At 39.6% G+C, this 23,292-nt stretch carries 26 protein-coding genes; 21 read left to right on the forward strand and 5 right to left on the reverse strand.

Going from position 1 to position 23,292, the window contains the following annotated elements:
• Nucleotides 1–3: 3 nt before the first annotated feature.
• Together AC1ECF_RS16570 and AC1ECF_RS16575 are read left to right on the forward strand one after the other, a co-directional pair.
• Nucleotides 4–783 (forward strand): ABC transporter ATP-binding protein, encoded by a 780-nt coding sequence (locus tag AC1ECF_RS16570; protein ID WP_480390538.1) that lies wholly within the window; start codon nucleotides 4–6, stop codon nucleotides 781–783.
• Nucleotides 784–794: 11 nt separating this feature from the next.
• Nucleotides 795–1,877 carry an ABC transporter substrate-binding protein gene (locus AC1ECF_RS16575; RefSeq protein WP_480390539.1) on the forward strand — a complete coding sequence of 361 codons (1,083 nt, stop codon included), beginning with the start codon at nucleotides 795–797 and terminating at the stop codon, nucleotides 1,875–1,877.
• 263 nt (nucleotides 1,878–2,140) lie between these two features.
• Here the strand turns inward: AC1ECF_RS16575 and AC1ECF_RS16580 are convergent, their stop codons facing one another.
• Nucleotides 2,141–3,157 (reverse strand): S-layer homology domain-containing protein, encoded by a 1,017-nt coding sequence (locus AC1ECF_RS16580; protein ID WP_480390540.1) that lies wholly within the window; start codon nucleotides 3,155–3,157, stop codon nucleotides 2,141–2,143.
• Between the two features lie 373 nt (nucleotides 3,158–3,530).
• On the opposite strand from AC1ECF_RS16580, the gene AC1ECF_RS16585 reads away from it, so the two are divergent.
• Nucleotides 3,531–3,983 (forward strand): YaiI/YqxD family protein, encoded by a 453-nt coding sequence (locus AC1ECF_RS16585; RefSeq protein ID WP_480390541.1) that lies wholly within the window; start codon nucleotides 3,531–3,533, stop codon nucleotides 3,981–3,983.
• Here the strand turns inward: AC1ECF_RS16585 and AC1ECF_RS16590 are convergent.
• Nucleotides 3,980–4,840 (reverse strand): glycerophosphodiester phosphodiesterase, encoded by an 861-nt coding sequence (locus AC1ECF_RS16590; protein ID WP_480390542.1) that lies wholly within the window; start codon nucleotides 4,838–4,840, stop codon nucleotides 3,980–3,982. The two genes, AC1ECF_RS16585 and AC1ECF_RS16590, sit on opposite strands and share 4 nt — an antisense overlap.
• Nucleotides 4,841–5,154: 314 nt before the next feature.
• Here AC1ECF_RS16590 and AC1ECF_RS16595 point away from each other — a divergent pair, with 314 nt between their 5' ends.
• The 6 genes from AC1ECF_RS16595 (at nucleotide 5,155) to AC1ECF_RS16620 (ending at nucleotide 11,458) form a co-directional block, all read left to right on the forward strand.
• Entirely contained in the window at nucleotides 5,155–6,285 is a 1,131-nt protein-coding gene (locus AC1ECF_RS16595) for an ABC transporter ATP-binding protein (protein ID WP_480390543.1), read from the forward strand.
• Nucleotides 6,282–7,193, forward strand: a complete 912-nt coding sequence (locus AC1ECF_RS16600; RefSeq protein WP_480390544.1) for a carbohydrate ABC transporter permease — start codon at nucleotides 6,282–6,284, stop codon at nucleotides 7,191–7,193. Before AC1ECF_RS16595 ends, AC1ECF_RS16600 begins: the two co-directional genes overlap by 4 nt.
• Entirely contained in the window at nucleotides 7,190–8,002 is an 813-nt protein-coding gene (locus AC1ECF_RS16605; protein WP_480390545.1) for a carbohydrate ABC transporter permease, read from the forward strand. Before AC1ECF_RS16600 ends, AC1ECF_RS16605 begins: the two co-directional genes overlap by 4 nt.
• 33 nt (nucleotides 8,003–8,035) lie before the next feature.
• A complete protein-coding gene (locus AC1ECF_RS16610; protein ID WP_480390546.1) occupies nucleotides 8,036–9,394 on the forward strand; it encodes an ABC transporter substrate-binding protein in 1,359 nt (452 codons plus the stop codon).
• Between the two features lie 531 nt (nucleotides 9,395–9,925).
• Nucleotides 9,926–10,873: an oxygen-dependent tRNA uridine(34) hydroxylase TrhO gene (trhO, locus tag AC1ECF_RS16615; RefSeq protein WP_480390547.1), complete on the forward strand. Its 948-nt coding sequence runs from the start codon at nucleotides 9,926–9,928 to the stop codon at nucleotides 10,871–10,873.
• A gap of 147 nt (nucleotides 10,874–11,020) precedes the next feature.
• Entirely contained in the window at nucleotides 11,021–11,458 is a 438-nt protein-coding gene (locus tag AC1ECF_RS16620) for a GNAT family N-acetyltransferase (RefSeq protein ID WP_480390548.1), read from the forward strand.
• Nucleotides 11,459–11,549: 91 nt separating this feature from the next.
• On the opposite strand, the gene AC1ECF_RS16625 is transcribed toward AC1ECF_RS16620, so the two are convergent.
• Nucleotides 11,550–12,263, reverse strand: coding sequence for a TMEM164-related integral membrane acyltransferase (locus tag AC1ECF_RS16625; RefSeq protein WP_480390549.1), 714 nt, complete (start codon nucleotides 12,261–12,263; stop codon nucleotides 11,550–11,552).
• A 273-nt stretch (nucleotides 12,264–12,536) separates the two neighbouring features.
• Here AC1ECF_RS16625 and AC1ECF_RS16630 point away from each other — a divergent pair, with 273 nt between their 5' ends.
• The 6 genes from AC1ECF_RS16630 (at nucleotide 12,537) to AC1ECF_RS16655 (ending at nucleotide 17,131) form a co-directional block, all read left to right on the forward strand.
• Nucleotides 12,537–13,175 carry an FMN-dependent NADH-azoreductase gene (locus AC1ECF_RS16630; RefSeq protein WP_480390562.1) on the forward strand — a complete coding sequence of 213 codons (639 nt, stop codon included), beginning with the start codon at nucleotides 12,537–12,539 and terminating at the stop codon, nucleotides 13,173–13,175.
• A gap of 262 nt (nucleotides 13,176–13,437) precedes the next feature.
• Nucleotides 13,438–13,827: a GntR family transcriptional regulator gene (locus AC1ECF_RS16635; protein ID WP_480390550.1), complete on the forward strand. Its 390-nt coding sequence runs from the start codon at nucleotides 13,438–13,440 to the stop codon at nucleotides 13,825–13,827.
• Complete coding sequence (locus AC1ECF_RS16640) at nucleotides 13,827–14,933, forward strand: DUF1648 domain-containing protein (protein ID WP_480390551.1); 1,107 nt, start codon at nucleotides 13,827–13,829, stop codon at nucleotides 14,931–14,933. Before AC1ECF_RS16635 ends, AC1ECF_RS16640 begins: the two co-directional genes overlap by 1 nt.
• A 99-nt stretch (nucleotides 14,934–15,032) precedes the next feature.
• Nucleotides 15,033–15,338, forward strand: coding sequence for an ArsR/SmtB family transcription factor (locus AC1ECF_RS16645; RefSeq protein ID WP_480390552.1), 306 nt, complete (start codon nucleotides 15,033–15,035; stop codon nucleotides 15,336–15,338).
• 36 nt (nucleotides 15,339–15,374) lie between these two features.
• The gene (gene arsC / locus AC1ECF_RS16650; RefSeq protein ID WP_480390553.1) at nucleotides 15,375–15,791 is read left to right on the forward strand and encodes an arsenate reductase (thioredoxin); all 417 of its coding nucleotides are present in this window, start codon (nucleotides 15,375–15,377) and stop codon (nucleotides 15,789–15,791) included.
• Between the two features lie 65 nt (nucleotides 15,792–15,856).
• Nucleotides 15,857–17,131: an NAD(P)-binding domain-containing protein gene (locus AC1ECF_RS16655; RefSeq protein WP_480390554.1), complete on the forward strand. Its 1,275-nt coding sequence runs from the start codon at nucleotides 15,857–15,859 to the stop codon at nucleotides 17,129–17,131.
• A gap of 244 nt (nucleotides 17,132–17,375) precedes the next feature.
• Here the strand turns inward: AC1ECF_RS16655 and AC1ECF_RS16660 are convergent, their stop codons facing one another.
• On the reverse strand, nucleotides 17,376–17,558 hold the full coding sequence (locus AC1ECF_RS16660) for a hypothetical protein (protein ID WP_480390555.1): 183 nt from the start codon (nucleotides 17,556–17,558) through the stop codon (nucleotides 17,376–17,378).
• 71 nt (nucleotides 17,559–17,629) lie between these two features.
• Nucleotides 17,630–18,070: a peptidylprolyl isomerase gene (locus AC1ECF_RS16665; protein ID WP_480390556.1), complete on the reverse strand. Its 441-nt coding sequence runs from the start codon at nucleotides 18,068–18,070 to the stop codon at nucleotides 17,630–17,632.
• A gap of 188 nt (nucleotides 18,071–18,258) precedes the next feature.
• Between AC1ECF_RS16665 and AC1ECF_RS16670 the strand changes: the two genes are divergently transcribed.
• The 6 genes from AC1ECF_RS16670 to AC1ECF_RS16695 all read left to right on the forward strand — a co-directional run bounded on the left by AC1ECF_RS16670 (nucleotide 18,259) and on the right by AC1ECF_RS16695 (nucleotide 22,711).
• A complete protein-coding gene (locus tag AC1ECF_RS16670; protein WP_480390557.1) occupies nucleotides 18,259–18,789 on the forward strand; it encodes a GrpB family protein in 531 nt (176 codons plus the stop codon).
• 134 nt (nucleotides 18,790–18,923) lie between these two features.
• A complete protein-coding gene (locus tag AC1ECF_RS16675) occupies nucleotides 18,924–19,403 on the forward strand; it encodes a DUF2975 domain-containing protein (protein ID WP_480390558.1) in 480 nt (159 codons plus the stop codon).
• Between the two features lie 161 nt (nucleotides 19,404–19,564).
• A complete protein-coding gene (locus AC1ECF_RS16680; protein WP_480390559.1) occupies nucleotides 19,565–19,768 on the forward strand; it encodes a YwbE family protein in 204 nt (67 codons plus the stop codon).
• Nucleotides 19,769–19,808: 40 nt separating this feature from the next.
• The gene (locus AC1ECF_RS16685; RefSeq protein ID WP_480390563.1) at nucleotides 19,809–20,888 is read left to right on the forward strand and encodes an amidohydrolase; all 1,080 of its coding nucleotides are present in this window, start codon (nucleotides 19,809–19,811) and stop codon (nucleotides 20,886–20,888) included.
• 17 nt (nucleotides 20,889–20,905) lie between these two features.
• On the forward strand, nucleotides 20,906–22,015 hold the full coding sequence (locus AC1ECF_RS16690; RefSeq protein WP_480390560.1) for a mandelate racemase/muconate lactonizing enzyme family protein: 1,110 nt from the start codon (nucleotides 20,906–20,908) through the stop codon (nucleotides 22,013–22,015).
• 18 nt (nucleotides 22,016–22,033) lie between these two features.
• A complete protein-coding gene (locus tag AC1ECF_RS16695; protein WP_480390561.1) occupies nucleotides 22,034–22,711 on the forward strand; it encodes a GNAT family N-acetyltransferase in 678 nt (225 codons plus the stop codon).
• Nucleotides 22,712–23,292 lie beyond the last annotated feature (581 nt).

The raw sequence follows: 23,292 nt of genomic DNA on the forward strand, positions 1-23,292 counted from the left end.
TAAATGAGTGAAGCAGTGAAAATCACTATTGATCAGCTGACAAAGGTCTTTTATAAAAAGCAAAATAGCGTAACAGCTATTAAAAATATCTCCCTTGACGTAAAAGAGGGAGAATTTATCTGTATAGTTGGTCCGAGCGGCTGTGGAAAAACGACATTACTACGCATTTTAGCGGGTCTAGAAAATCCTAGCTCCGGTAGTTTTGTTATAAACTCTGAGTCAGATGAGAGACCCCTCCAGTCCATGGTGTTTCAAGAAAAAGGGGTAATCCCATGGCTAACAGTTGCCGAAAACGTGGCATTTGGGTTGAAGATGCGCCACTTACCAAAGGAATTTATTCAAAAGCAAACAGCCTACTATTTGGAAAAAGTCGGTCTAACCAAATTCTCTTCTCTTTATCCCAATGAGCTATCTGGTGGAATGAAGCAGCGAATTAGCATTGCCAGAGCATTTGCCAATGACCCGGAAATCCTTCTAATGGATGAACCTTTTGCTGCGCTTGATGAGCAGAATAAATTCATCTTACAGGAGGAGCTGCTCTCCATATGGTCAGAGCATAAAAAGACAGTAATCTTTATTACCCATAGTATCGATGAAGCACTCCTGTTAAGCGATCGAATTATCCTAATGAGTGCTCATCCTGGGGAAATTGTGAAGGAAATACAGGTACCTGTTCCAAGGCCAAGGACAATGGAACAGGTGAGAGCCAATGCAGAAATGGCTGAGCAATTTATCGCTATTTGGAATCACTTGCAGCAAGAGGTTCAAAAATCAAGAAAATAAGGAGGAAAGTTGTGAAGAAACGCTGGCTTGTCTTATTGGTATCTATCATTCTTTTGCTAGGTGCATGTAGTTCAACAGAAAAGGGCTCAGATGGAAAGCTTGATGACTCTGTAAGTAAAGATAATCCATCAGGGGATTTAGCGCCTTTAAAGGAAAAGGTAAAGGTTGTCATTGCGGAGGATGGAGCAGCTTCAGGAGCTGGTTTTTATATAGCAAAAGAGAAAGGCTATTTTGAGGAGTACAATATTGAAGTGGAATTTGCGCAATTTGCAAATAGTGATGAGATGCTTCCAGCTCTAGCATCAGGAGAAGTGGATATCGCAGGTGGCGTTTCAACAGCCTCCTTCTTTAATGCCATTGCACAAGGTATTGATGTAAAGATAATTGGAGATAAAGGTCATAATAACCCTGGTAGTTCTTATTTTTCTTTTGTCATTGGAAACCACATGAAGGACGTTATAAAAGAGTATAAGGATTTTAAGGGGAAAAAGATTGCTATTTCCTCTAAGAATTCTATAGACGAATATATCTTCTTAGAAATGCTGAAGCATGGTGGATTAACACCGGATGATGTGGAGTTAGTAGTTTTGGCTGATTTCGGAAGTATGCTGGGAGCAATTGAAAACCAATCGATTGATGCAGCTCTTCAAATCGAGCCATTAATCACGCAGGGAGAAGTAAATAATATGCATATCCGTTTTGGAGATGCAACCGATTATGCTCCTGAATCCCAAATTGCTCTAGTTTTAGGATCTCCAGAGTTTATGAATGAAGAGCAGGATGTGTCCTTACGCTTCATGGCAGCTTATTTAAAAGGAGTACGCGATTATAATGATGCCTTCTTAAAAGGTGAGGGCAAGGAAGAGATAATAGAAATCATGATTAAACACACTAGCTTAAAGGATGCTGCGATTTGGGAAAAGGTATCCGTTACAGGCTTAGATCCAAATGGGAATTTGTTTTTTGATGATATAGTGAAACAATTTGAAACCTATAAAAATAATGGTGCCATCACTGGTGATGTAGACTTTGATAAAGCAGTAGATACCTCCATGTCTGAAAAGGCAGTAGAAATTCTCGGAGAATATAAGTAAATAGCGCAAGGAATGAAACAGGTGGAGAATTTGAACTCTACCTGTTTTACATATTTTCTATAACTGGAGAAGAGTAAATACTAATAAAAAAGCTAAAGGACAAGCGAGTAATATGATTAGCATCATAAGTGCTTCCTTATGTTTTGAGACTCAGGTTCTTGCTGAGTCGGACGCTTTCCGTGGGTCAACATTGTTGGAGCCAGAGTAATTTAAAAAAAGAGAAACCCTTCTGCATGAGCAGAAGGGTTTTATTTAGTTATGATTTATCGTGTGAATTTAATCAATGCGGTTGATTTGTAATACACGATATAAACACCAAACGAGTAGTCTGGTGCAATATATACCCCGCCTGATTTGATAACTTCGTTCACACCGTCGTACCATTCATTGATACTTACACTTGAATAAAAATCCTCTAAGCTTTTTTCAAGATCACTTCTGAATTGTGGGTCATCAAATCTGTCTAATGTGTATGTACTTGTCCCGAACTGAGAACCAGTTCCTTTCTTTGGTGCGTACTGAAATACCGTATCAGCAATTGTTTTATCATGTTCTTTCGTTTTGCTCTCTGTCCAACCAGAAGGGACGCTGATTGGTCCGGATGGGAACGGATTCCCTTCGACTGGGGGCTTCGATAACGGTATTTCCGGTTTCGGTGTTTCACTCGGATGAAGCGCTCGGTATAAGAATACCGCGTAGTTAGCTCGTGAAACCGGTTCGTTCGGCATATATTTACCGTTACTGCCAACTGTGATTCCACTCATATACAATGAAGAGATATAGTCTGTAGCCCAATGTTCCGTACTTACGTCAGTAAAGATAGTGCCTTTGTGGATGTCCAACTTAAACGCATTAACCATCACTTTTGCCATTTGAGCACGCGTTAAGTTGTCATTGATACCAAATGTGCCATTTGCGTCCCCATCGAAGATACCGGCGCGATAAACACTCTGTACCGCTTCATAATATGGGCTTGTTTTCGGTACGTCTTTGAATTCTTTTCCTGCTCTCACAGATGGTAAATTAAGTATTCGGTCAAGCAAAGATGCAACGTGTACACGACTGATTGATTGTTCCGGTTTAAACGTGTTATCTGGATATCCATCAATTATGCCAAAGTCTCGCATTGCTGTGATTTCTTTGTATGCGGAGTGATTTTTTGACACGTCTTTAAAATCTTGAGAGGCCCCTTTACTAACTTCTTGTGCTTGTACTGGAGCTACTATTGCAGGTAAAGAAATAGTAGTTGCCAAGGATAACAAAAACAACTTTTTTTTCATTTGAACATTCCACCCTCTTATAATAATATGGTTATTCTGCTTATTTATATATAAGTACATCTCTTAATATCATCCCATTTTTCTATGTGAATTAGGGTTCATCTTCTGGGATAAAGGTATTAGATTTGCTTATATATAACTATTTTAATCTAATTATTAAATAACCATATAAATACATTAACAAAAATTGAGAATAAAGGTAAGTATTTAAAATAAACACAGTCATAGAGGACAAAGAGCCTCAGTGCAAGGTGTGGAAATAACCTAGAAGGCCTTGTGAATTTATCTCCTTTGCCTAGTAAATAGCAACCACACTTCCTATAGTGAATAATTCCATAACCTAAGATACAATAGCTAAAAAGGAGGTACTTATATGGTTCGTGTGTTAGTTGATGCAGATGGCTGTCCTGTGGTCGATCAAACAATAAGTATAGCAAAACAATATAAACTCCCTGTTACGCTTCTTTGTGATACTTCCCACTATATGCAACGAGATGGAGCAGAAACGGTAATGGTATCAAAGGGTGCAGATGCAGTAGACTTTGTACTGGTGAATAAGGTTAATAAAGGGGATATCGTAGTAACTCAAGACTATGGACTAGCAGCAATGGTTTTAGCGAAGCAAGGGTACGCCATCGATCAGAACGGACGCTGGTATACTTCGGAAAATATTGACCAGCTGCTAGATAGTCGTCATGTATCCAAAAAGATTCGACAAGCTGGTGGTCGCATGAAAGGTCCGAAGAAACGGAAGAAGGAAGACAACGAAAGGTTCCAAGAGAGCTTTCAAAGGCTCTGTGACTATGCCATGAACAGACAGCCTTAATACCTCTTTATTATTTCACGGGCAATATTTGGACTGTCTGTAAAAATACCATTTGCTTTCATTTCAATTGCATTACGTACATCCGCTTCAGTTTTAACTGAAAAGAGGTGGACAGGTAATCCGCGTTCCTGAGCCTCGTGGATAAACGTTTGATCCACCATATTGATATTTACGCCAATTCCACTAGCGTACTTTTTCATGGTAGAGAAGTCTTGTCTAGATAACTTCCCTTTTTCTTTCAGGCTTAGTAGCTGGATGAGTGGAAGTTTAGGCTCTAGCTGATGCATCTCTTGAAGACTCGCTCTATCAAAGGATTGGATAATGACCTTTGGGATATCATTAGCTGTTTGAATTAAATCGAACTTCTTTAATAAACGTAGAAGCTCCTCCTCCATACCTTCATAGAGCTTTGGTGATTTTAATTCAATATAATAATTAGCTTCCTGTCCAAACTCCTCAAATATTTCCTCTAATGTTGGTACAGGTACGTATTCGTAAATCTCACTTGCAAAAGTAGGGTGAGCTTTATTAAACCAGTTACCGGCATTCAACTGCTTTATTTCCTTAAGTGTGTAGTCCTTTACTAAGCCGGTTCCGTTCGTAGTACGATCTACCTTCTCATCATGCATGGCAACCAAAACTCCGTCCTTTGTCATCTGCAAGTCTATTTCCATGTATGTGGTATCGAATTCTTTCGCTAGCTGGTAAGAAATCATCGTGTGTTCTGGTGCATAAGTAGAGGCACCTCGATGGGCGATTACTATAAACTCTTCACTTGTGATGGGAGAAGGTGGATTTTTAGTTGCACAGCCGGAAAGAAATGATATAAATAGTAGGATAATAGTTACCTTTCTCATAAATTTCCTCCGAATGTAAATTATATTTCAACTTGAAGAATATCATATTAAATATTGTGAAAATAGTAAATTTCTTTACTAATCAAACTTTTATTATGTAAAATAAAAAAGAGATTACATAATAAGATATATTTACCAATAGTGAACTTGAACCGTAAGTTAGGGGTGACTATTACGGATGAGTTAATTTGGGTGAATCGACACTTCATTTCAATACCATGAATAATAAGAATCTGTTATTCGAAAAATTGGTTAATATAATCTGAAATCTTGCATATTTTTCTATTACAAGATACATAGAGAGGATTGGGAAATTGAAACGTGTAGAACTGATAGATATCTCTAAGTCATATGACAAGCAAACGAACGTTATCTCTAATATTAACGTAACAATTGAGCCGGGTGAATTTTTTGTTTTAGTTGGTCCTTCCGGTTGTGGAAAAAGCACCATGCTTCGAATGATTGCGGGATTAGAAGATATCACTGGAGGGGTTCTGAAAATAGGGGATAAGGAAGTAAACGATTTATCACCGAGTAAACGTGATTTATCCATGGTTTTTCAGAATTATGCCTTATACCCGCACTTATCTGTGGAGGAAAATATCCAATTTGGCCTTCACGTAAAGAAAGTTTCAAAGGAAGAGAGAGCCAAGCGTACAGAAGAGGTCGCAAGTATGCTAGGGCTAACTGATTATTTAAAGCGTAAGCCTAGGGAACTTTCAGGCGGTCAAAGGCAACGAGTTGCTCTTGCGCGTGCCATCGTTAGTCAGGCACCAATCTGCCTAATGGATGAGCCACTATCCAATCTTGATGCAAAGCTGCGCGCTCATATGCGGTCCGAGATAAGACAGATCCAAAGAAGACTTGGTATTACGATGATTTATGTAACGCATGACCAAATTGAAGCGATGACAATGGGAGATCGCATTATGATTCTCCACCAAGGCGATATTCAACAAGTTGGTAAGCCTATTGATATTTATAATAATCCCGCTAATCCCTTTGTAGCTACATTCATTGGTTCTCCACCTATGAATATAACGGGCGGAAAGGGTGATAAAGGTACGCATACTATTATATTAAGTGATTTGGTAAGTATTCCTGTCCCAGCTGAGGATGCCCACTATTTACAGGAAGAGATTATTGTCGGCATTCGACCGGAGCACATTATAGCCCCAACGAAGGATACGACAGAAGCAGAGAAATTTATCATTGATGTAGTGAACGTTGAGATACTTGGAAATGAAACCGTTTTCTCTTTCTTTATGAATGGAGAGCTATGGAATGTAAAGTGGAGCGGTCAATGGCAAATAGCAGTAGGAGACAAAATACCTGTTGTTATGAAGTACGAGTCTTTCTGCTTCTTTGACAATCAAACAAAGCAGATTATTAAAAAGCCATCTGATGTAGAGAATCATGTGTTTGGCAAAGAGGTACTGCTATGACGACCGTACAAGCGAAGCCTAAAAAGAGTCTCTGGAAACGCTCATTAGATGCCAGAACAGCACTCCTTTACTTATTGCCCTCTATTTTATTGTTTTCTGTTTTTATCTTTTATCCAATGTTTCGCACGATTTATCTAAGTTTTTTCCTTACCAATCAAGCTGGAGAGGCAGCGGTTTTTGTTGGTCTAGAAAACTATGCGTATTTATTTGAATCAGCTGCTTTCCGAAACAGTATGAAGGCTACGTTACTGTTTGTGCTGTACACAGTACCGACGGGCGTAATAATTGCACTTGGTCTTGCACTACTTGCAAATGAAAAACTGAAGGGTATTGGCTTTTTCCGTACCATCTATGCATCTACGATGGGGGTGTCAGTTGCAGCTTCCTCCGTTGTTTGGTTATTTTTATTTCACCCAAGTATCGGGATGTTCAATAAAATCCTAAATGTACTTAATCTCCCCCAGGTGGAGTGGCTGCTTGATCCGACGTGGGCTCTTTTATCCGTTTCACTGACGACTATCTGGCTGAATACAGGATTTTCTTTCTTAATCATACTGGGCGGGTTACAAAATATTGACGAACATTTATATGAAAGTGCACGAATAGATGGTGCGAGCTACTGGTATCGTCTTCGCCGTATTACCATTCCAATGCTTTCACCGACATTATTTTTTATTATTACGATTTCATTAATCAATGCATTCCAAACATTTGGTCAGGTAGATATCCTAACAAAGGGTGGTCCATCTCAATCTACGAATCTCATCGTATATTCCATTTATAGAGAGGCCTTTGTTAATTATCAATTTGGAACTGCCAGCGCCCAAGCTGTCTTCTTATTTGTATGTATCCTAATCTTTACGATTCTACAATTTAAGCTGGGTGAGAGGAAGGTGCATTACCAATGAGATTATTTAAGCGCACCTTAATCTATCTATTACTAATTGTGACTGCCTTAATCATGTTTTTCCCGATTATTTACGCATTCATGGTGAGCTTCATGACTGGGGGAGAGATTTTACAAGGGAAGTTTTTCCCGTCCTCTATCTCGTTGGATAACTATGAGCGAGTGTTTGATCGTCTGCCTTTATTACAATATCTATTGAATAGCTTTATTGTTTCTGCTGGAGTGATGATCGGTCAGCTAATCGTCTGCAGCTTAGCAGCATATGCTTTTGTATTTATTCCATTTAAGGGAAGAGATCTTGTATTTTTCATTTTCATCTCCACGATGATGATTCCATGGGAAGCTACAATGATTCCAAACTTCTTTACGATTCAAAAGTTAGATTGGATCAATACGTATCAAGGGCTTACACTACCGTTTTTTGCCCTAGCGTTCGGTACTTTCTTATTAAGACAGCATTTTAAGACGATTCCGAAGGAGTTGCACGAAGCAGCTCAAGTTGCGGGCTTGAGCAGATTTGCATTCTTTATTCGAGTAATTTTACCAGTTTCTAAAACGAGCTTAGTGACATTAGGAGCTTACGGGTTCCTTACAACCTGGAATATGTACTTATGGCCATTACTTGTCACGACCAATGATTCTGTACGTACTGTGCAAATTGGGCTAAAGCAGCTTCAATCGCAAGAAGTCGCAACAGAATGGGGGGTGGTTATGGCCGGAGTAATCGTCGTTATTATTCCGACACTGCTATTACTTTTCTTAGGACAAAAGCAATTACAAAAGGGGTTAACGCAAGGCGCTTTAAAATAACAGTTGTTTGAAACTACTAAAAGAGGTGTAAAAATGGGGAAGAAATTTAAGTTCACTTGGTTAGTTATGATTTTAATGGGGATTTTTCTCTTAGCGGCTTGTTCAAATAGTGACAGTGGTTCATCTGAAACTCCACAAAAAAGTGACGAGGATGTAGAAAAAACAGAGGATGGTAAAACAGTTATCTCCTTCTGGCACGCAATGTCAGGGTCGGGGCAAGAAGCTTTAGATAAAATTGTAGCAGATTTCAATGCTTCTCAGGACGACTATGAAGTAAAAGCTGAATTCCAAGGCTCGTATGAAGAGTCTTTGACAAAGCTTCGTAGCGTTGGTGGAACTGCGGATGCTCCAGCGATTACGCAAGTATTTGAAGTAGGAACAAAGTTTATGATTGATAGTGGCTACATTGAGCCGATGCAAAAATTTATCGATGAGGATAACTATGATCTTTCTCAATTAGAGGAAAACATCTTAAACTATTATTCTTTGGATGGAGAGCTTTACTCGATGCCGTTTAACTCTTCTACTCCGGTAATGCTATATAACAAGGATGCATTTAAGGCGGCAGGACTAGATCCTGAAAATCCACCACAAACGTTTCAAGAGGTAATTGAAGCAGCTGAAAAGCTAACAACAGATGATATGAAGGGCTTCTCTATGTTGACATATGGCTGGTTCTTTGAGCAGCTAGTAGCAACGCAAGGCGGTCTTTATGTAAATGAAGAAAATGGACGTGCGGGAGATGCAACAGAGGCTGTATTTAACGGAGAAGAAGGCCAACGTGTATTCAATTTCCTAGACACAATGAACAAGGCAGGTACATTCGGTAACTTCGGTACAAACTGGGATGACATTCGTGCTGCATTCCAATCAGGAAAAGTAGCAATGTATATGGATTCTTCAGCAGGTGTGCGTGGAATTATTGATAATGCTCCATTTGAAGTGGGTGCTGCATTTATTCCTTACGCAGATGAAGTGGATAGACAAGGTGTGGCAATAGGAGGAGCATCCCTATGGATGTCTAAAGGTATTGCAGAAATAGAGCAAAAGGCAGCATGGGAGTTTATGAAATACCTAACGACGCCTGAAGTGCAAGCAGAGTGGCACTTAAGCACAGGATATTTTGCTATTAACCCTGCGGCTTATGAAGAAGAAAGTGTAAAGCAAGCTTGGGAAGAAATGCCGCAGTTAAAGGTAACAGTTGACCAGTTACAGAGCACTGAACCATCTATTGCGACACAAGGCGCATTAATCTCTGTATTCCCAGAATCACGTCAACAAATCGTTACAGCTCTCGAGAATCTATACCAAGGAATGGATCCTAAGGAAGCTCTCGATCAAGCTGCAGAAGGTACAAACCGCGCAATTGAAATTGCAAATAAAACAAAATAATATAGAAAACATACTAATATTAGTAGCACAAACCAAGGTTATGGTTTGTGCTACTATTTTTTGGAGGAAGTATAGGAGAGTTGACCAACCTCTGAGATGGTACTCCGTATTGAAAACCTGCTAACTTCACCCCCTTAAAACCAGGTTGTATATTCTTTTTCGTATTTATTTACAAAATTTCTGTTAGCAGAGAACACTATTGGCTCGGAGCAGCGTCGGCGACTCCTGCGGGAGGAGGGAGACTGGTGAGACATAGCAGCGGCACGCGTTAGCGTTCGGCTGTGGCTCACCGATCCCCCGTGGAAAGCGTCCGACGCCGCGGAGAACCGGCGGTCCAAAAAAGAAGCACTTATGATTCTCATAAGTGTTTCTTTTTTTGAAAGTAGAAAAAAATAGATTTAGACGGCTTCTCTCTTCTTATAGTGATGAAGAGACAGAAAAAATTATCTAACTAAATTAACTATTTAACTTATTCCTAAAAGTTTGATATGATAAATTGATGGACAAATTTTGAAAAAGGTGGAGTAAAAAATGGACACACATGCATACAGAGTATTACTTTACTACAAATATGTCCCGATTGAAGATCCAGTAACATTTGCACAAGAGCATCTTGCTGCTTGTAAGGAAATTGGGTTAAAAGGGCGTATTTTAGTATCGAACGAAGGTATTAACGGAACATGTTCCGGAACAATTGAGCAAACAGATGCTTATATGGACATGATGAAGGCGGATGAGCGTTTCGCTGACATGGTGTTTAAAATAGATGAAGCAGATGGTCATGCATTCAAAAAAATGCATGTTCGTCCGAAGAAAGAGATTGTTCACCTAGGATTAGAGGAAGACATCAATCCAAACGAACTAACTGGAAAGTATTTATCTCCGAAGGAATTCTTCGAGCAAATGCAAGCAGAGGATACAGTTGTAATCGATGCTCGTAATGACTACGAATTTGACCTAGGTCACTTCCGCGGAGCAATTCGTCCGGATATCAAAAACTTCCGTGACCTTCCTGAATGGATTCGTGAGAATAAAGAGATGTTTGAAGGGAAAAAGGTTTTAACTTATTGCACAGGTGGAATTCGCTGTGAAAAATTCTCCGGCTGGTTAGTGAGAGAAGGCTTTGAGGATGTAGCTCAGCTACATGGTGGAATTGCTACTTACGGAAAAGACCCTGAGGTTCGTGGGCAATTATGGGACGGTCAGATGTATGTTTTTGACGAGCGTATTGCTGTGCCTATCAACCAAGTAGAGCATGTCATTGTAGGAAAGGATCATTTCACTGGCGAGCCATGTGAGCGCTACGTAAACTGTGCAAACCCAGAATGTAATGATAAAATTCTTTGCTCGGAAGAAAACGAGCATAAATATATGCGCAGCTGTTCAGACGAGTGTCGCGAGCACCCACGCAACCGCTATATTGTTGAACACAACCTATCTGAGGAAGAAGTTCAAGAGAGATTAGCTGCAATTAAATAACTTTAGAAAGCCCATGCTATTAAGCGTGGGTTTTTTTACATACAGTAATAGAATGTAGAGGTAATACTGAAAGGATAAAGGGATTTGCTGACTATTAGCGAAGTTAATAGAGAGTTCGTTTTTCACTATTAGAATGGAGGCACGCATATGGCAATCGAAGTAAGGAAAATTTCTGATTTGATGCAAGTAGACGTATCCAAGTTAGTGCAAGAAAGCGAAAAAGAGGGGTATCGGTTTTTATCTCGTCTAGTTTCTGAGTATGAGGATGGCACAAACAGATTTACAGAAGAAGGAGAAGCACTCTATGGGGCTTGGGATGGGGATGAAATAGTTGCTATTGGCGGATTAAATAAGCATCCGCTAGATAATTCAGCTGCTCGGCTTCACCGCTTTTATACGCTCCCAGAATACCGTCGAAAGGGTGTCGGAAGTCAATTATTTCAATTGATTTCTGATAAGGCGAAGGGAAATTTTACAGAGATCACAACCAAGACAGAGTCTGCCAAGGCAGATGCATTTTATCGGGCAGTTGGCTTTATTTTCGATGGGAGATCAGCAGATACCACTCATGTAATCGGACTGTAGGTTAAATATTCTAAAGGATAGAAAAGAGACAATCAATTAAGTTTGACTGTCTCTTTTCTTTTTAAAATTTTTTAGAGAGATATGGAGAAAGCTACTTTTTATTTTTCTTACTTACTGGAACCTTTAATTGTTGGAGTTTATTCCAAGGTAAATACATCACAACCCATAAAAGAATAACGAGACAGGCTAAACCGAATATGTATCCTGGGTTTCCAAATATATTTTCAAGTGGTACTAATGGAGACCCGGGCGATGGAACATTTAAGAACATAAAGTTTGTATCCCATACTTTATTTAATAAATAAATAGTTGGTGCTATAAGAGCTAAAAAAAGAATGGAACTTATCAGTCTCTTCTTATTTGGTTTTACTATTCCCGCATATAACACCATGACACAGTACATAACCAACGCAAAATGGAAAATGAAACTAAACAAACTAAAAATATCACTGATTTGACGGTGCGTCCAATTACAAAATAATAAAGCTGCAATGGCACCCGGTAAAAATAGATTGTAAAGCGTTTCTCCAACCATCGGATTATTCGTATAGGAATGATAAAAGATTGCAAAAATGGCGAAGCTGCATAGCTCTAAAGGCAAATAATTAAGCGTAAATTCATTTCTGACAATCAAATAGGTAATCTTAAATATTTCTGCCAACAAAATGAACCATGCTATTTTTTGCTGGAAAGCTTCTTGTTTTTCGGTATTCAACTGGTTGAAATGTTTACTAACAAGGACGACAGATATAGTTATAAAGATGAGCCATCCAATATGATATGGTCCGAATAATGAAAAACCCATTTTTCTTTTCCTCTCTTAACTATTAAAAGCATTTCTGTAAAACGGCTCTTAAGAAGCTTGCTTCTTTTTACATAGTAAATATTAATATATTTTTTAGATTGATAGGTAAATTTATATGATATATTCATTAAATGCTCAAAATTTTTTAAAACTAAGTTAAAATGAAAGAAAATTACTATCATGAGCAGTTTTTTTGACATGTATTGATATCCTAATATAACATAGAATAGTCTCGAGTCTGAGATAAAATCAAAGATGAAGAGGAGTTCTATGATGAATATTTTAGTAGTAAGAGCGAATAATCGCCCTGCAACAGAAGCAATTTCTAGCAAAATGTATGAAACATTTATGAATGAAATCGAGGGAAAAAACCTTAATATAACGACGTATGATGTGTACGAGGAAGACACACCGTATTTTGGACAAGATTTATTTAACGCTTTTGGAAAAATGCAAAACGGTGAAGAGCTTACAGAATTAGAGGCTCGATTAGTAGCTGCTAAGCAAAAAGCAATGGATGTAATATCTGCTGCAGATGTAGTAGTATTTGCATTCCCTCTTTGGAACTTAACAATTCCTGCAAAGCTTCAAACATTTATTGATTACGTATACGCAGCAGGATTTGCTTTCAAATACGACGCTGAAGGTAATATGATTCAGTTAATGACGGACAAAAAAGCAATCTTCCTAAATGCTCGCGGTGGTATTTATTCTACTCCTGAGTCAGCTTCTATGGATATGTCCGTAAACTATATGCGTGCAGTATTTGGTGGCGTTTTTGGAATGCAAATCATTGATGAAGTAATCATTGAAGGGCATAATGCAATGCCAGACAGAGCTGCTGAAATTATTGAAAACGGACTGAATGAAGTAAAAGCAGCAGCACAGCGATTATTAGCTGAAAATGCATAAATAAGATTGAAAAGCCGACGATTGTCGGCTTTTTTCTTTTGGGATGAGGAATAATCTCCTCCTCATTGTTATCTATACTTAGCCACATTTTACTCTTACATAGCCTCTCATTACTCTCGTACAGCGTTTCCTTATTCTCGGATAACTTCTATTTACTCTCGTATACTTTAATCTTCTTACATTCTTTAAAAAATTGCTCTACTATTCATATAACAAATGTGTTACACTTATAGTAGAACAGAATGACAATTGGAGGCTAGCCATGTTTATCGAGATACAAACGAATTCTCCTGTGCCGATCTATTTACAGCTTGCACAGCAATTAATAGAATTAATGGCTCGCAATGAGTTGAAGCCAGGCGATTCTCTACCATCTGTTCGTGCTTTTGCTGCAGACTTAGGAATGAATATGCATACGGTTAATAAGGCGTATCATTATCTCGAGGAAAAGGAATTTATTAAGATCGTTCCTAAGTCTGGGGTAATTGTTCAACCAAATGGTGTGAACAAAGCAACTGATATAGAGCGCCAAGCACTTGCGCAACAAATTCGGCCGCTGCTAGCTGAGGGGTTGCTCCTGAAGTTAACGGAGCAGGAGCTGACAGAAATAGTAGGAGAACTAATACAAAGGATTAAAAAGGGGGGAAAATGATGGTCTGGTTGTTTGCATTTATTTTTTTATTTATTACTGTACTTCAAGCTTTTATTCCTTACTTTCTAAAAAAGACGATTGTATTTGGGGTGTATGTACCAGAGCAATATGCGATGACTGAAATGGTTGCTAGATTAAAAAAGAGGTATACCATTTCTGTTATCACTTGGGGGTTATTGATTCTTGTAGCTTATCTTATTTGGGTATTCACCAAAAAGCCATTGGAGGATTTAGTGGCTTTAGTTAGCGTAGGGCTACAGTTTGCCATTTTGTTTGTCTCTGTTGGCTATTATATGGTGAATCATATGAAAATGAAGAAGCTGAAGGCGGAGCAGCGTTGGACTGAGGGGAAAAGCGAGGTTCGTGTCGTAGATTTATCGTTTCAAGACAAGCTGCAGCTGATACCAAAAGTAGTTTTTACAATACCAATGATTATCACAGTAGGTTTAATCATTTACACTTATATGAACTATGAGAAGATGCCTGACCTCATTCCGACTCATTGGGGACCTTCAGGTGAAGCCGACGCATTCACCGAGAAGAATTACTTTACCGTTATCGGGACAATGCTCCTTCTGTTGGTTATGCAGGGATTAATGATGATTACGAGTGAAGGAATGCGTTTTTCAGGAGTGAAAATTAATCCTGTTGAAAAACAAAAATCAACGGAGCAGCAGTTGAAGTTTCGGAAGTATAGCAGCTGGCTATCGCTGTTTATTTCTATCAGTATTACACTAATGATGGGGTACTTCCATCTGCAAACCATTCATCCGGAAATTACCTCATCTGCTTTCATGATTGGTCTGCCATTGATATTTTTATTTGCAACGCTTGTTGTCGTGGTAGTTTTCACTATGAAGGTTGGCCAAGGGGGAGCCAAGTTGAAGGTGGGAGAGGACCAGACAACGACGGATGGCAATGTGATTGCTGTGGATGATGATAAGTATTGGAAGGCAGGGGTAATTTATTTTAATAAAGATGATCCGAGTATTATGGTTGAAAAGCGCTTTGGTGTTGGCTGGTCCTTAAACTTTGCCAATCCTATCAGCTGGCTAATTTTCTTTGGACCACTGTTACTTATTTTTATCATAACTTTTGCACTATGAGAAGGAAACGAGCCGTCGTTTTCTTCTTTTTTATATAAGTGTTGACTTATATACGGGTGAAGGTTATTATATAAGTAAATACTTATATAAGGAGGGAACATGGATATTCTGTTAATGGAAAAACAGCTAAAAGCACTAGCTGATCTAAACCGATTGAAGCTTGTGGCTTGTATGAAGAATACAGAGGTATGTGTATGTGATTTTGTGGAAGTATTAGATATTTCTCAGCCTGCTGTTAGTCAGCATTTACGGAAGTTAAAAGAGGCTGGAATTATTGTAGAGCGAAAGGTTGGTACCTGGAAGCATTATCGTCTGGTTGAAGACTTATCACCGATCGTACAGGCAATTGTGCAAGAGCTTGAGCCTATAAAAGTTGCTTGCGAAGGAGAAGCTTGTGATTCCTAAAATCATGCATGCATCATACTAAATTAGGAGCTAACGATGAAAAAGATACTTTACTTTTTATGTACAGGTAACTCCTGTAGGTCCCAAATAGCAGAAGGGTTTGGGAAACATTTCTTGTCAGATGAATGGGAAGTAAAAAGTGCTGGTATAGAAGCACATGGGTTAAACCCGAATGCTGTAAAAGCAATGGCTGAAGTTGGGATAGATATTTCAGACCAAACCTCTGATGTTATAGATCAAAATATCCTAAATACCGCAACACTAGTGGTAACTTTATGTGATGACGCTGCAGATAAATGTCCGACGACACCTCCCTCAGTAAGACGCGAGCATTGGGGGTTTCCTGATCCAGCGAAAGCTGTAGGAACAGAAAAAGAGAAGTGGCGGATGTTTCAAGAGGTTCGAGATCAAATCAGTAAAAGAATAGAAGAATTTTCAAAAGTGGGGCAGTAATTGCTCCACTTATCTAAAATCTAAAATATAAGTAAATAATTATATACGAATGAAAGGTGAGAATCATGGAATTTAACATATTAAATCAACCTACATGCTGTACGCCTAGCCTTCCTACAGCTATCATTGGGGCGGGTCCTATTGGTTTAGCCGCAGCAGCACATTTACAGGAACGCAAGCTACCATATTTTTTATTAGAGGCTGGTGAACTTGCTCACAATGTAAGTACATGGGAGCATGTAAAGCTGTTTTCTCCTTGGGAATACAACATAGATAAAGCAGCAAAGCGTTTACTAGAACATACAGATTGGCAGGAGCCTAAGGGCGATGTAATCCCGACGGGTGAAGAATTAATGAATCGGTATTTATCCCCTCTCGCAGACTTATTTAAAGATAAGGTATATACCAATCATAAGGTAATAGCTATTACACGCAATGGGATAGACAAAATGAAAAGTGGAAATCGTAAAAATACACCATTCCTTATTTACGTTGAGACATCTGAGGGACCTAAGACATTTAAGGCAGGTGCAATCATCGATGCTACAGGAACTTGGGGAAATCCCAATCCAACGACGAGTCACGGGGTGTGGATGCAAAGCGAAAAGAAACTAAAGGATTTCATTGATTATATCATCCCAAATATTCAAAAGAATAAAGAGCTGTATGCCAATAAAAGAATTGCAGTTATTGGAGGTGGCCATTCGGCAATAAATTCGTTATTACAATTAGTAGAATTAAAAATGAGATATCCAGATACTCAGATAACATGGATTCTTCGAAAACCTCGTGTAGAAGATGCCTTTGGTGGTGGCTCCAATGATGAGCTTGCTGCTCGAGGAGAACTTGGCATGCGTATTGCCGCTGCTGTAAAAGATGGTGCTCTTCAAGTTTGTGCACCATTCAAGATTAAATCCTTAAATAAAACAGAGGAAGGTATTCAATTAATTGGCACAGATGGCGAGCTAAATGGGTTCGATCGTTTAATTGTTAATACAGGTAATCGACCAAACTTTGATTTCCATAGGGAGCTACGCTACGAAACAGATCCGATAACAGAAGCGGTTCCAGCATTAGCGCCATTAATTGATCCAAATTTGCATAGCTGTGGAAGTGTGGATGCGCATGGAGAAAGAGAATTAAGACAAAAGGAACCGAACTTCTATATTGTTGGTTCCAAGTCATATGGGCGTGCGCCGACCTTCTTAATGGCCACTGGCTATGAGCAAGTAAGATCAGTAGTAGCACATTTAGCTGGTGATACTGAAGCAGCATCACAAGTCCATTTGAAACTTCCTGAAACAGGTGTTTGTCACAGCGGAGTTGGGGGATGCTGCTAGAGGTAGCAAGCAAGCAGTACAAAATATAGGCAATGAATGGCTCTCTGACTAATAGAGGGCCTTTTGTTGTGTTCGTTCTCAATTCTATCGTAGCTAGGCGTGCATTAATTATTTTTATATTCTGTAAATTTTAGGCGTAGTTAACTTTTTCTGATAAAATAGGGATATTATGAAATTAGGGAAGGTTTTAAAAAGTTTAGGAGAAATGAAACATATACATGTTGAGGAGGAGATAGTAAATTTTCTAAGCTTCCTTACCCTGTTCCTTTTCCATCAGCCTTCTTACCTGCTCTTTCGGATTCCAGCAATTGAACTTGTAGCGTGGGTCCGTTTGAAAGCCCAGTCTTTTGCACATATACAGCATGCTGTTCTTTGTTTTTTCACTGCCAAAATGAATGCAGGTAGCACAGCAATGGTAATCTTTCATGTCGTTACCTCCTATTGAAAAGGTTTTTATAAATAAAGGCCTTGGAAAAAATTCCAAAGCCCACATGTAAATTATTCAGCGTCAAATACTTCTACTTTTTGCATTTTGTCGCCGTTCTTCATTGATTTCGCTACTTCTAAGCCGCTTGTTACTTTACCGAATACAGTGTGCACACCATTTAAATGTGGCTGTGGCTCATGAACGATGAAGAATTGGCTAGAGCCAGTGTCTTTCCCAGCATGTGCCATAGAAAGGCTACCTGCTTCATGCTTATGAGGGTTTCCAGCAGTTTCACATTTGATTGTTTTACCGCTACCTCCCATACCTGTACCAGTTGGGTCTCCACCTTGGCTTACGAAGCCAGGAATAACACGGTGGAAGATTACTCCATCGTAAAACCCGCTGTTTGCTAATTGCTCAAAGTTTGCAACCGTGTTTGGTGCCTCATTTGGGTATAATTCGAATTCAATTTTATCGCCTGATTCCATAAGGATATAACCTTTTTTAGTCATGAGAAAAACACTCCTTTTATTCTAATAAAATCCTTCATAAGTATAGCATGAGCTAATACCAATTACCAAAATTGTAGATATAGGAAGAGAGAAAGGAGAGAAATACAGCGATAATGACAGTCCATATATATAAACGGTGTGAGATTTCAATGTTTGTCTTAAAAATAGAGCAAAGGGGATGGATATAAATGAAATTAGGATTAAAAAAGGATGAGGTTCGCCTCGAATCACATCAGGAAGATTGGAAAAATGAATTTATAAAAGTGAAACAGGAGATTATTAACGCAACGCTGCTTCCTGAGAATCGAATCGAACATATTGGAAGCACGGCTATAGAGGGCATAGCAGCAAAGCCGATTCTCGATATAGTCGTAGGAGTAGAGGACTTAGAGACGGTTGATAAAGCAATCTTTCAAGGACTTCAGGAGGCTGGATTTCTCCGACTACGAGTAGAACGTCCGAATGAAATCGTTCTTGCCAAGTTCACCGATGAAACCTATCTAGAAAAAACTCATTATATTCACCTGGCCCAATATGAGGGAGAATTGTGGAAAAATCTACTCTTCTTTCGCAATTACCTGAATGCAAATAAGCCTGCCAGAGAAGCGTATGAGGATCTTAAAAAGAGCTTTCTAGAAGAAAATGCTGGGGGAATAAATGAGTACACCGATTTCAAAGAAAGATTTGTAAAAGAAATCTATGAGAAAAGAACATTGTAACGAATGGGCATCGGCTAACATTTAGCCAATGCCTTTTATTTTTTCAGGAATAGTTGTTTTAGGGGAGAAATAGGATGAGTTAGAATATATCTCTTTATCGTGTACGATAAAAAGTAACAGAAGGAGCGAATTATTTGAAGCATATTAAGACAACTTTTTTAAAGATGATCGTCATTATGATGGGCTTGTTCATCCTAGGGCTGTGTGTATTTTGGGTACCTATGATTGGGAATTATTTTGCTCACATCACTCAATTTGCTTTACTCAAATACGTAATTGTCATTTTCCTATATTCCACAGCAATTCCTTATTTCTATGCACTTTATCACACTTTATTGATACTAGCTTACATTAGTCAACAGAACGCTTTCTCCAATTTGTCTGGGAAATCTCTTCGTTATATAAAGTATTGTGCATCTATCATTACCGGTCTATATGTACTATTTCTCCCTATTCTCTATATTATGGCGCAGGCAGATGACGCACCTGGTCTTTTATTGATTGGCTTCATAATTATCATCGTATCTACGGTAGTTGCTGTCTTTTCAGCAGTTTTGAAAATGTTATGGAAGAACGCTTTGGCAATAAAATCTGACAACGATCTAACTATTTAAGTGGGAAAAGTCCCAATCATATGGAGCAAAAAATCACGGATAGTGGAGAAAGAAGTGAATTAGGAAAAAGCTAAAAAATGGCTCATTTTGTCGAATAATTTTAATTCTTTAGTGTATCTGTTGTATGAAAATGGTACGATACAAAAAGAGGTGAAATGACAGTGGACGGAAAAAAACGAAAGGATATTCAACCTGGTTTAGAGGTAGATATCATATTAAAAAAGGACCAGCGAACTGGTGAGCGAACCAGAGGAGTAGTGAAGGATATTTTAACTAATTCTTCGTTTCATCCCCATGGTATCAAGGTTCGGTTAACAGACGGACAGATTGGGAGAGTATGTGAAATAGTCGGTTCATCCAAATAATTATAAAGGGGTAAATATAGTGCAGACAGAAACCCATATTATGAATTGGTTTGAGTATTTTCATGAAAATCCAGAGATCAGCTGGAAGGAATTTAATACAACGAATAAGCTTGCTGAAATTCTAGACGAATTAGAAGTTCCCTATCGTAGATTTGATGATGTGACAGGTTTACTTGCTGAGATAGGAGAGGGCGAGGAAGTAATTGCTATAAGAGCAGACATAGATGCATTATGGCAGGAAGTTGACGGAGTTTATCAAGCCAATCATTCCTGTGGCCATGATGCGAACATGTCAATGGTTCTAGGTGCGTTGTTGTTATTGAAAAAGGAAAAGCTGAATAAGCGGATCCGCTTTATTTTCCAACCGGCAGAGGAGAAGGGTAACGGTGCATTATGCATGATTAAGAAGGGGGCTCTACAGGATGTAACCCATTTATTTGGTGTCCATTTGCGTCCAATAGAAGAGATCCCATTTGGTAAGGTGACCCCTGCAATCCATCATGGAGCAGCGATGTTCTTAGAGGGGAAAATTAAAGGGATAGATGCACATGGGGCTCGTCCACATCAAGGGAAGAATGCGATTGATGTTTCTTTTGCTATACACCAAGCATTGAAAAATCTGTACTTCTCTCCCTTTGAAGCGTATTCTGCCAAGCTCACAAAGCTTCAGGCAGGTGGGGATAGCATGAACATTATTCCGGGAACTGCTTCTTTTTCTATCGATGCTCGTGCTCAGAAAAATGATGTGTTACGAAAGATGAAGGACCAAATTGATCATCAGCTACAATCAATTGCCGAGCTATTTGATATAGAAATAGAGTGGAAGTGGCAAGATATCACACCAGGAGCAGAGGTTTCGGTAGAAGCTGTATCTCTGGCAAGGGAAGCAATTATAGATGCATTAGGTGAAGAATATCTTGCGGAAGAGGTTATAACCTCCGGCAGTGACGATTTTCATTTCTATACAATTAAGCAGCCCGAATTAAAAGCCTCAATGATTGGAATAGGAGCGGACTTGGCTCCGGGCTTACATCACCCGAAAATGACCTTTCGAAAGGATGCACTAATATTAGGGTCTAAGGTAATTGCAGAAACGCTCCGAAAAGCTACGCAAATTTAAGAGGAAGGTGAGCTAGATTGAAAATTAGAGAGATAGAGATATTTGCAATACGGCTACCACTTATCAAGCCTTTCATCATCAGCTATGCAACCTATCCAGATATGCCATCTATTATTGTAAAGATAACCACAGAGGAGGGTTTCATCGGTTACGGGGAAGCGGTCCCGGATGAGCATGTAACTGGAGAGACTTGGGAAAGTACATATTCTTTATTAGTAAATACCTTGGCACCTATTTTAATAGGGGAAAACCCTATGGAGTTTGAGAAACTTCACGAAAGGTTGGATAAGGCGGTTTACCAAGCTCCGGCTGCGAAGGCAGCGCTGGATATAGCTTGCTACGATTTAGTGGGTAAAAAGCTTGGTGTTCCAGTTTATCAGCTCCTTGGAGGGCGTTATCACGAGCGCTTCCCACTTACCCATGTGCTAAGCATCGGGACTCCTGAGGAAATGGCAAGAGAGGCAGAACAGAAAATTGCGGAGGGCTTTACCTCCTTTAAGATGAAGGTAGGTACAGAAGTACAATCGGATGTAGAACGGGTCCAAGCTGTAAGGACGAGAGTCGGCAACCAAATTGCAATCAGAGTAGACGTAAACCAGGGCTGGGTTAACAGTGCGAATACAATTACAGCCATGCGACAGCTGGAGCATTTAGGAATTGATTGGCTCGAGCAACCGGTAAGAGCAGACGATTTCAATGGCATGGTAGAAATAAAATCAAAGATAAGTACACCTCTTATGATGGATGAAGGATTAAGAGGAATAAGGGATATGCGGGAATGTATTGAAAAACGGGCAGCTCATAAAGTCAACATCAAGTTGATGAAGTGCGGTGGCATATACCCGGCTATGAAGCTTGCCCATATGGCTGAAATGGCAGGTATCGATTGTCAAATAGGCTCTATGGTAGAGTCGTCTATAGGATCGGCGGCTGGTTTCCATGTAGCTTTTAGTAAAAAATCATTTACAAGCGTAGAATTGACAGGTCCGTTAAAATTCTCTAAAGATATAGGGAATATTCAATATGATGTTCCTTTTATTCAACTAAACAACCTTCCAGGTTTGGGGATAGATGTGGATGAAACGATTCTTCAGGAGTTAATTGTTTACTCAACCAAAGTAATTTAAGTAAGAGGAAGTGCGCACATGAAAGAATGGAAGGTCCAGCTTGGGGATAACGAGTACCTAGTTCGGGAATTAACGACCAAGGATATCGATCAAATTCTAGATTTACAAAGCGTTGTTATTGAAATGCTAGAAGATCGAGATTTCCTTCAGCCTTTATCCCATGAAGAAGTAGAGGGGACAGTTCATAATCGTTTAATGGTAGGATTGTTTGTGGAGAACCAACTAGTTGCTTTTCGAACTCTCCAAATACCTGTCATGGATGAGCATCATCTAGGTCTAGATATAGGATTGGATAAGGATCGGTTACTTGATGTTGTCTATCAAGAGATTACGATTGTTCATCCCGATTTTCGAGGTTATGGCTTGCAAAAAAAACTTGGTCACATAGTCATGGAGCTACTGGTCGATTCCCCGTATTCTATTGTCTGTGCGACGGTGGCCCCATTCAATATTCCAAGCTTAAAGGACAAGCTAAGCCAAGGAATGAAAATAGGAGCGTTAAAGCCAAAATATCGAAATATGCTTCGATACGTATTTTACAAAAATATAAACGAAGAAGCGGATGCTGTTTACACAAAGCAAGTAGAAGTGAAGATGGCAGACGCAGAGACACAGCAGTCCTTATTGAAGGACGGCTGGGTTGGTGTAGAGATTTTTCTGAAGGAAAACGAATGGCATGTCGTATATAGAAAATGAGAGAGATGGAGAGCGCCTGGTGGATTTCACTGGGTGCTTTGTTTATGTAATGTAATGATTCTTTAGAGCTACAATTTCCGTACAGGGCAGTTAAGGATGGGAACCGGCTATCCCGCATCGCGCAATAGCTCGGCCCAATTGCACAATAGAGAGCGGGCTATCCTCGCATCGCGCAATAGGAACCCTTAACCGAGCGATAACCCCCAGTAATCGCGCAGTAACCCCCACGGACCGCGCGATAGGTCGGCATAATCGCTCGATAGGGAGAAGACCATCCCTGCATCGCACGATAGGAAGACTTAACCGCGCGATAGCCCCCAGTAATCGCGCAGTAACCCCCACGGACCGCGCGATAGGTCGGCATAATCGCTCGATAGGGAGAAGACTATCTCCGCATCGCGCGATAGGATCCCTTAACCGAGCGATAGCTCCCAATAATCGCGCAGTAACCCCCACGGACCGCGCGATAGGTCGGCATAATCGCTCGATAGGGAGAAGACTATCCTCCGCATCGCGCGATAGGATCCCTTAACCGAGCGATAGCTCCCAATAATCGCGCAGTAACCCCCACGGACCGCGCG

The organism is Psychrobacillus sp. Z3-81, assembly GCF_056620325.1.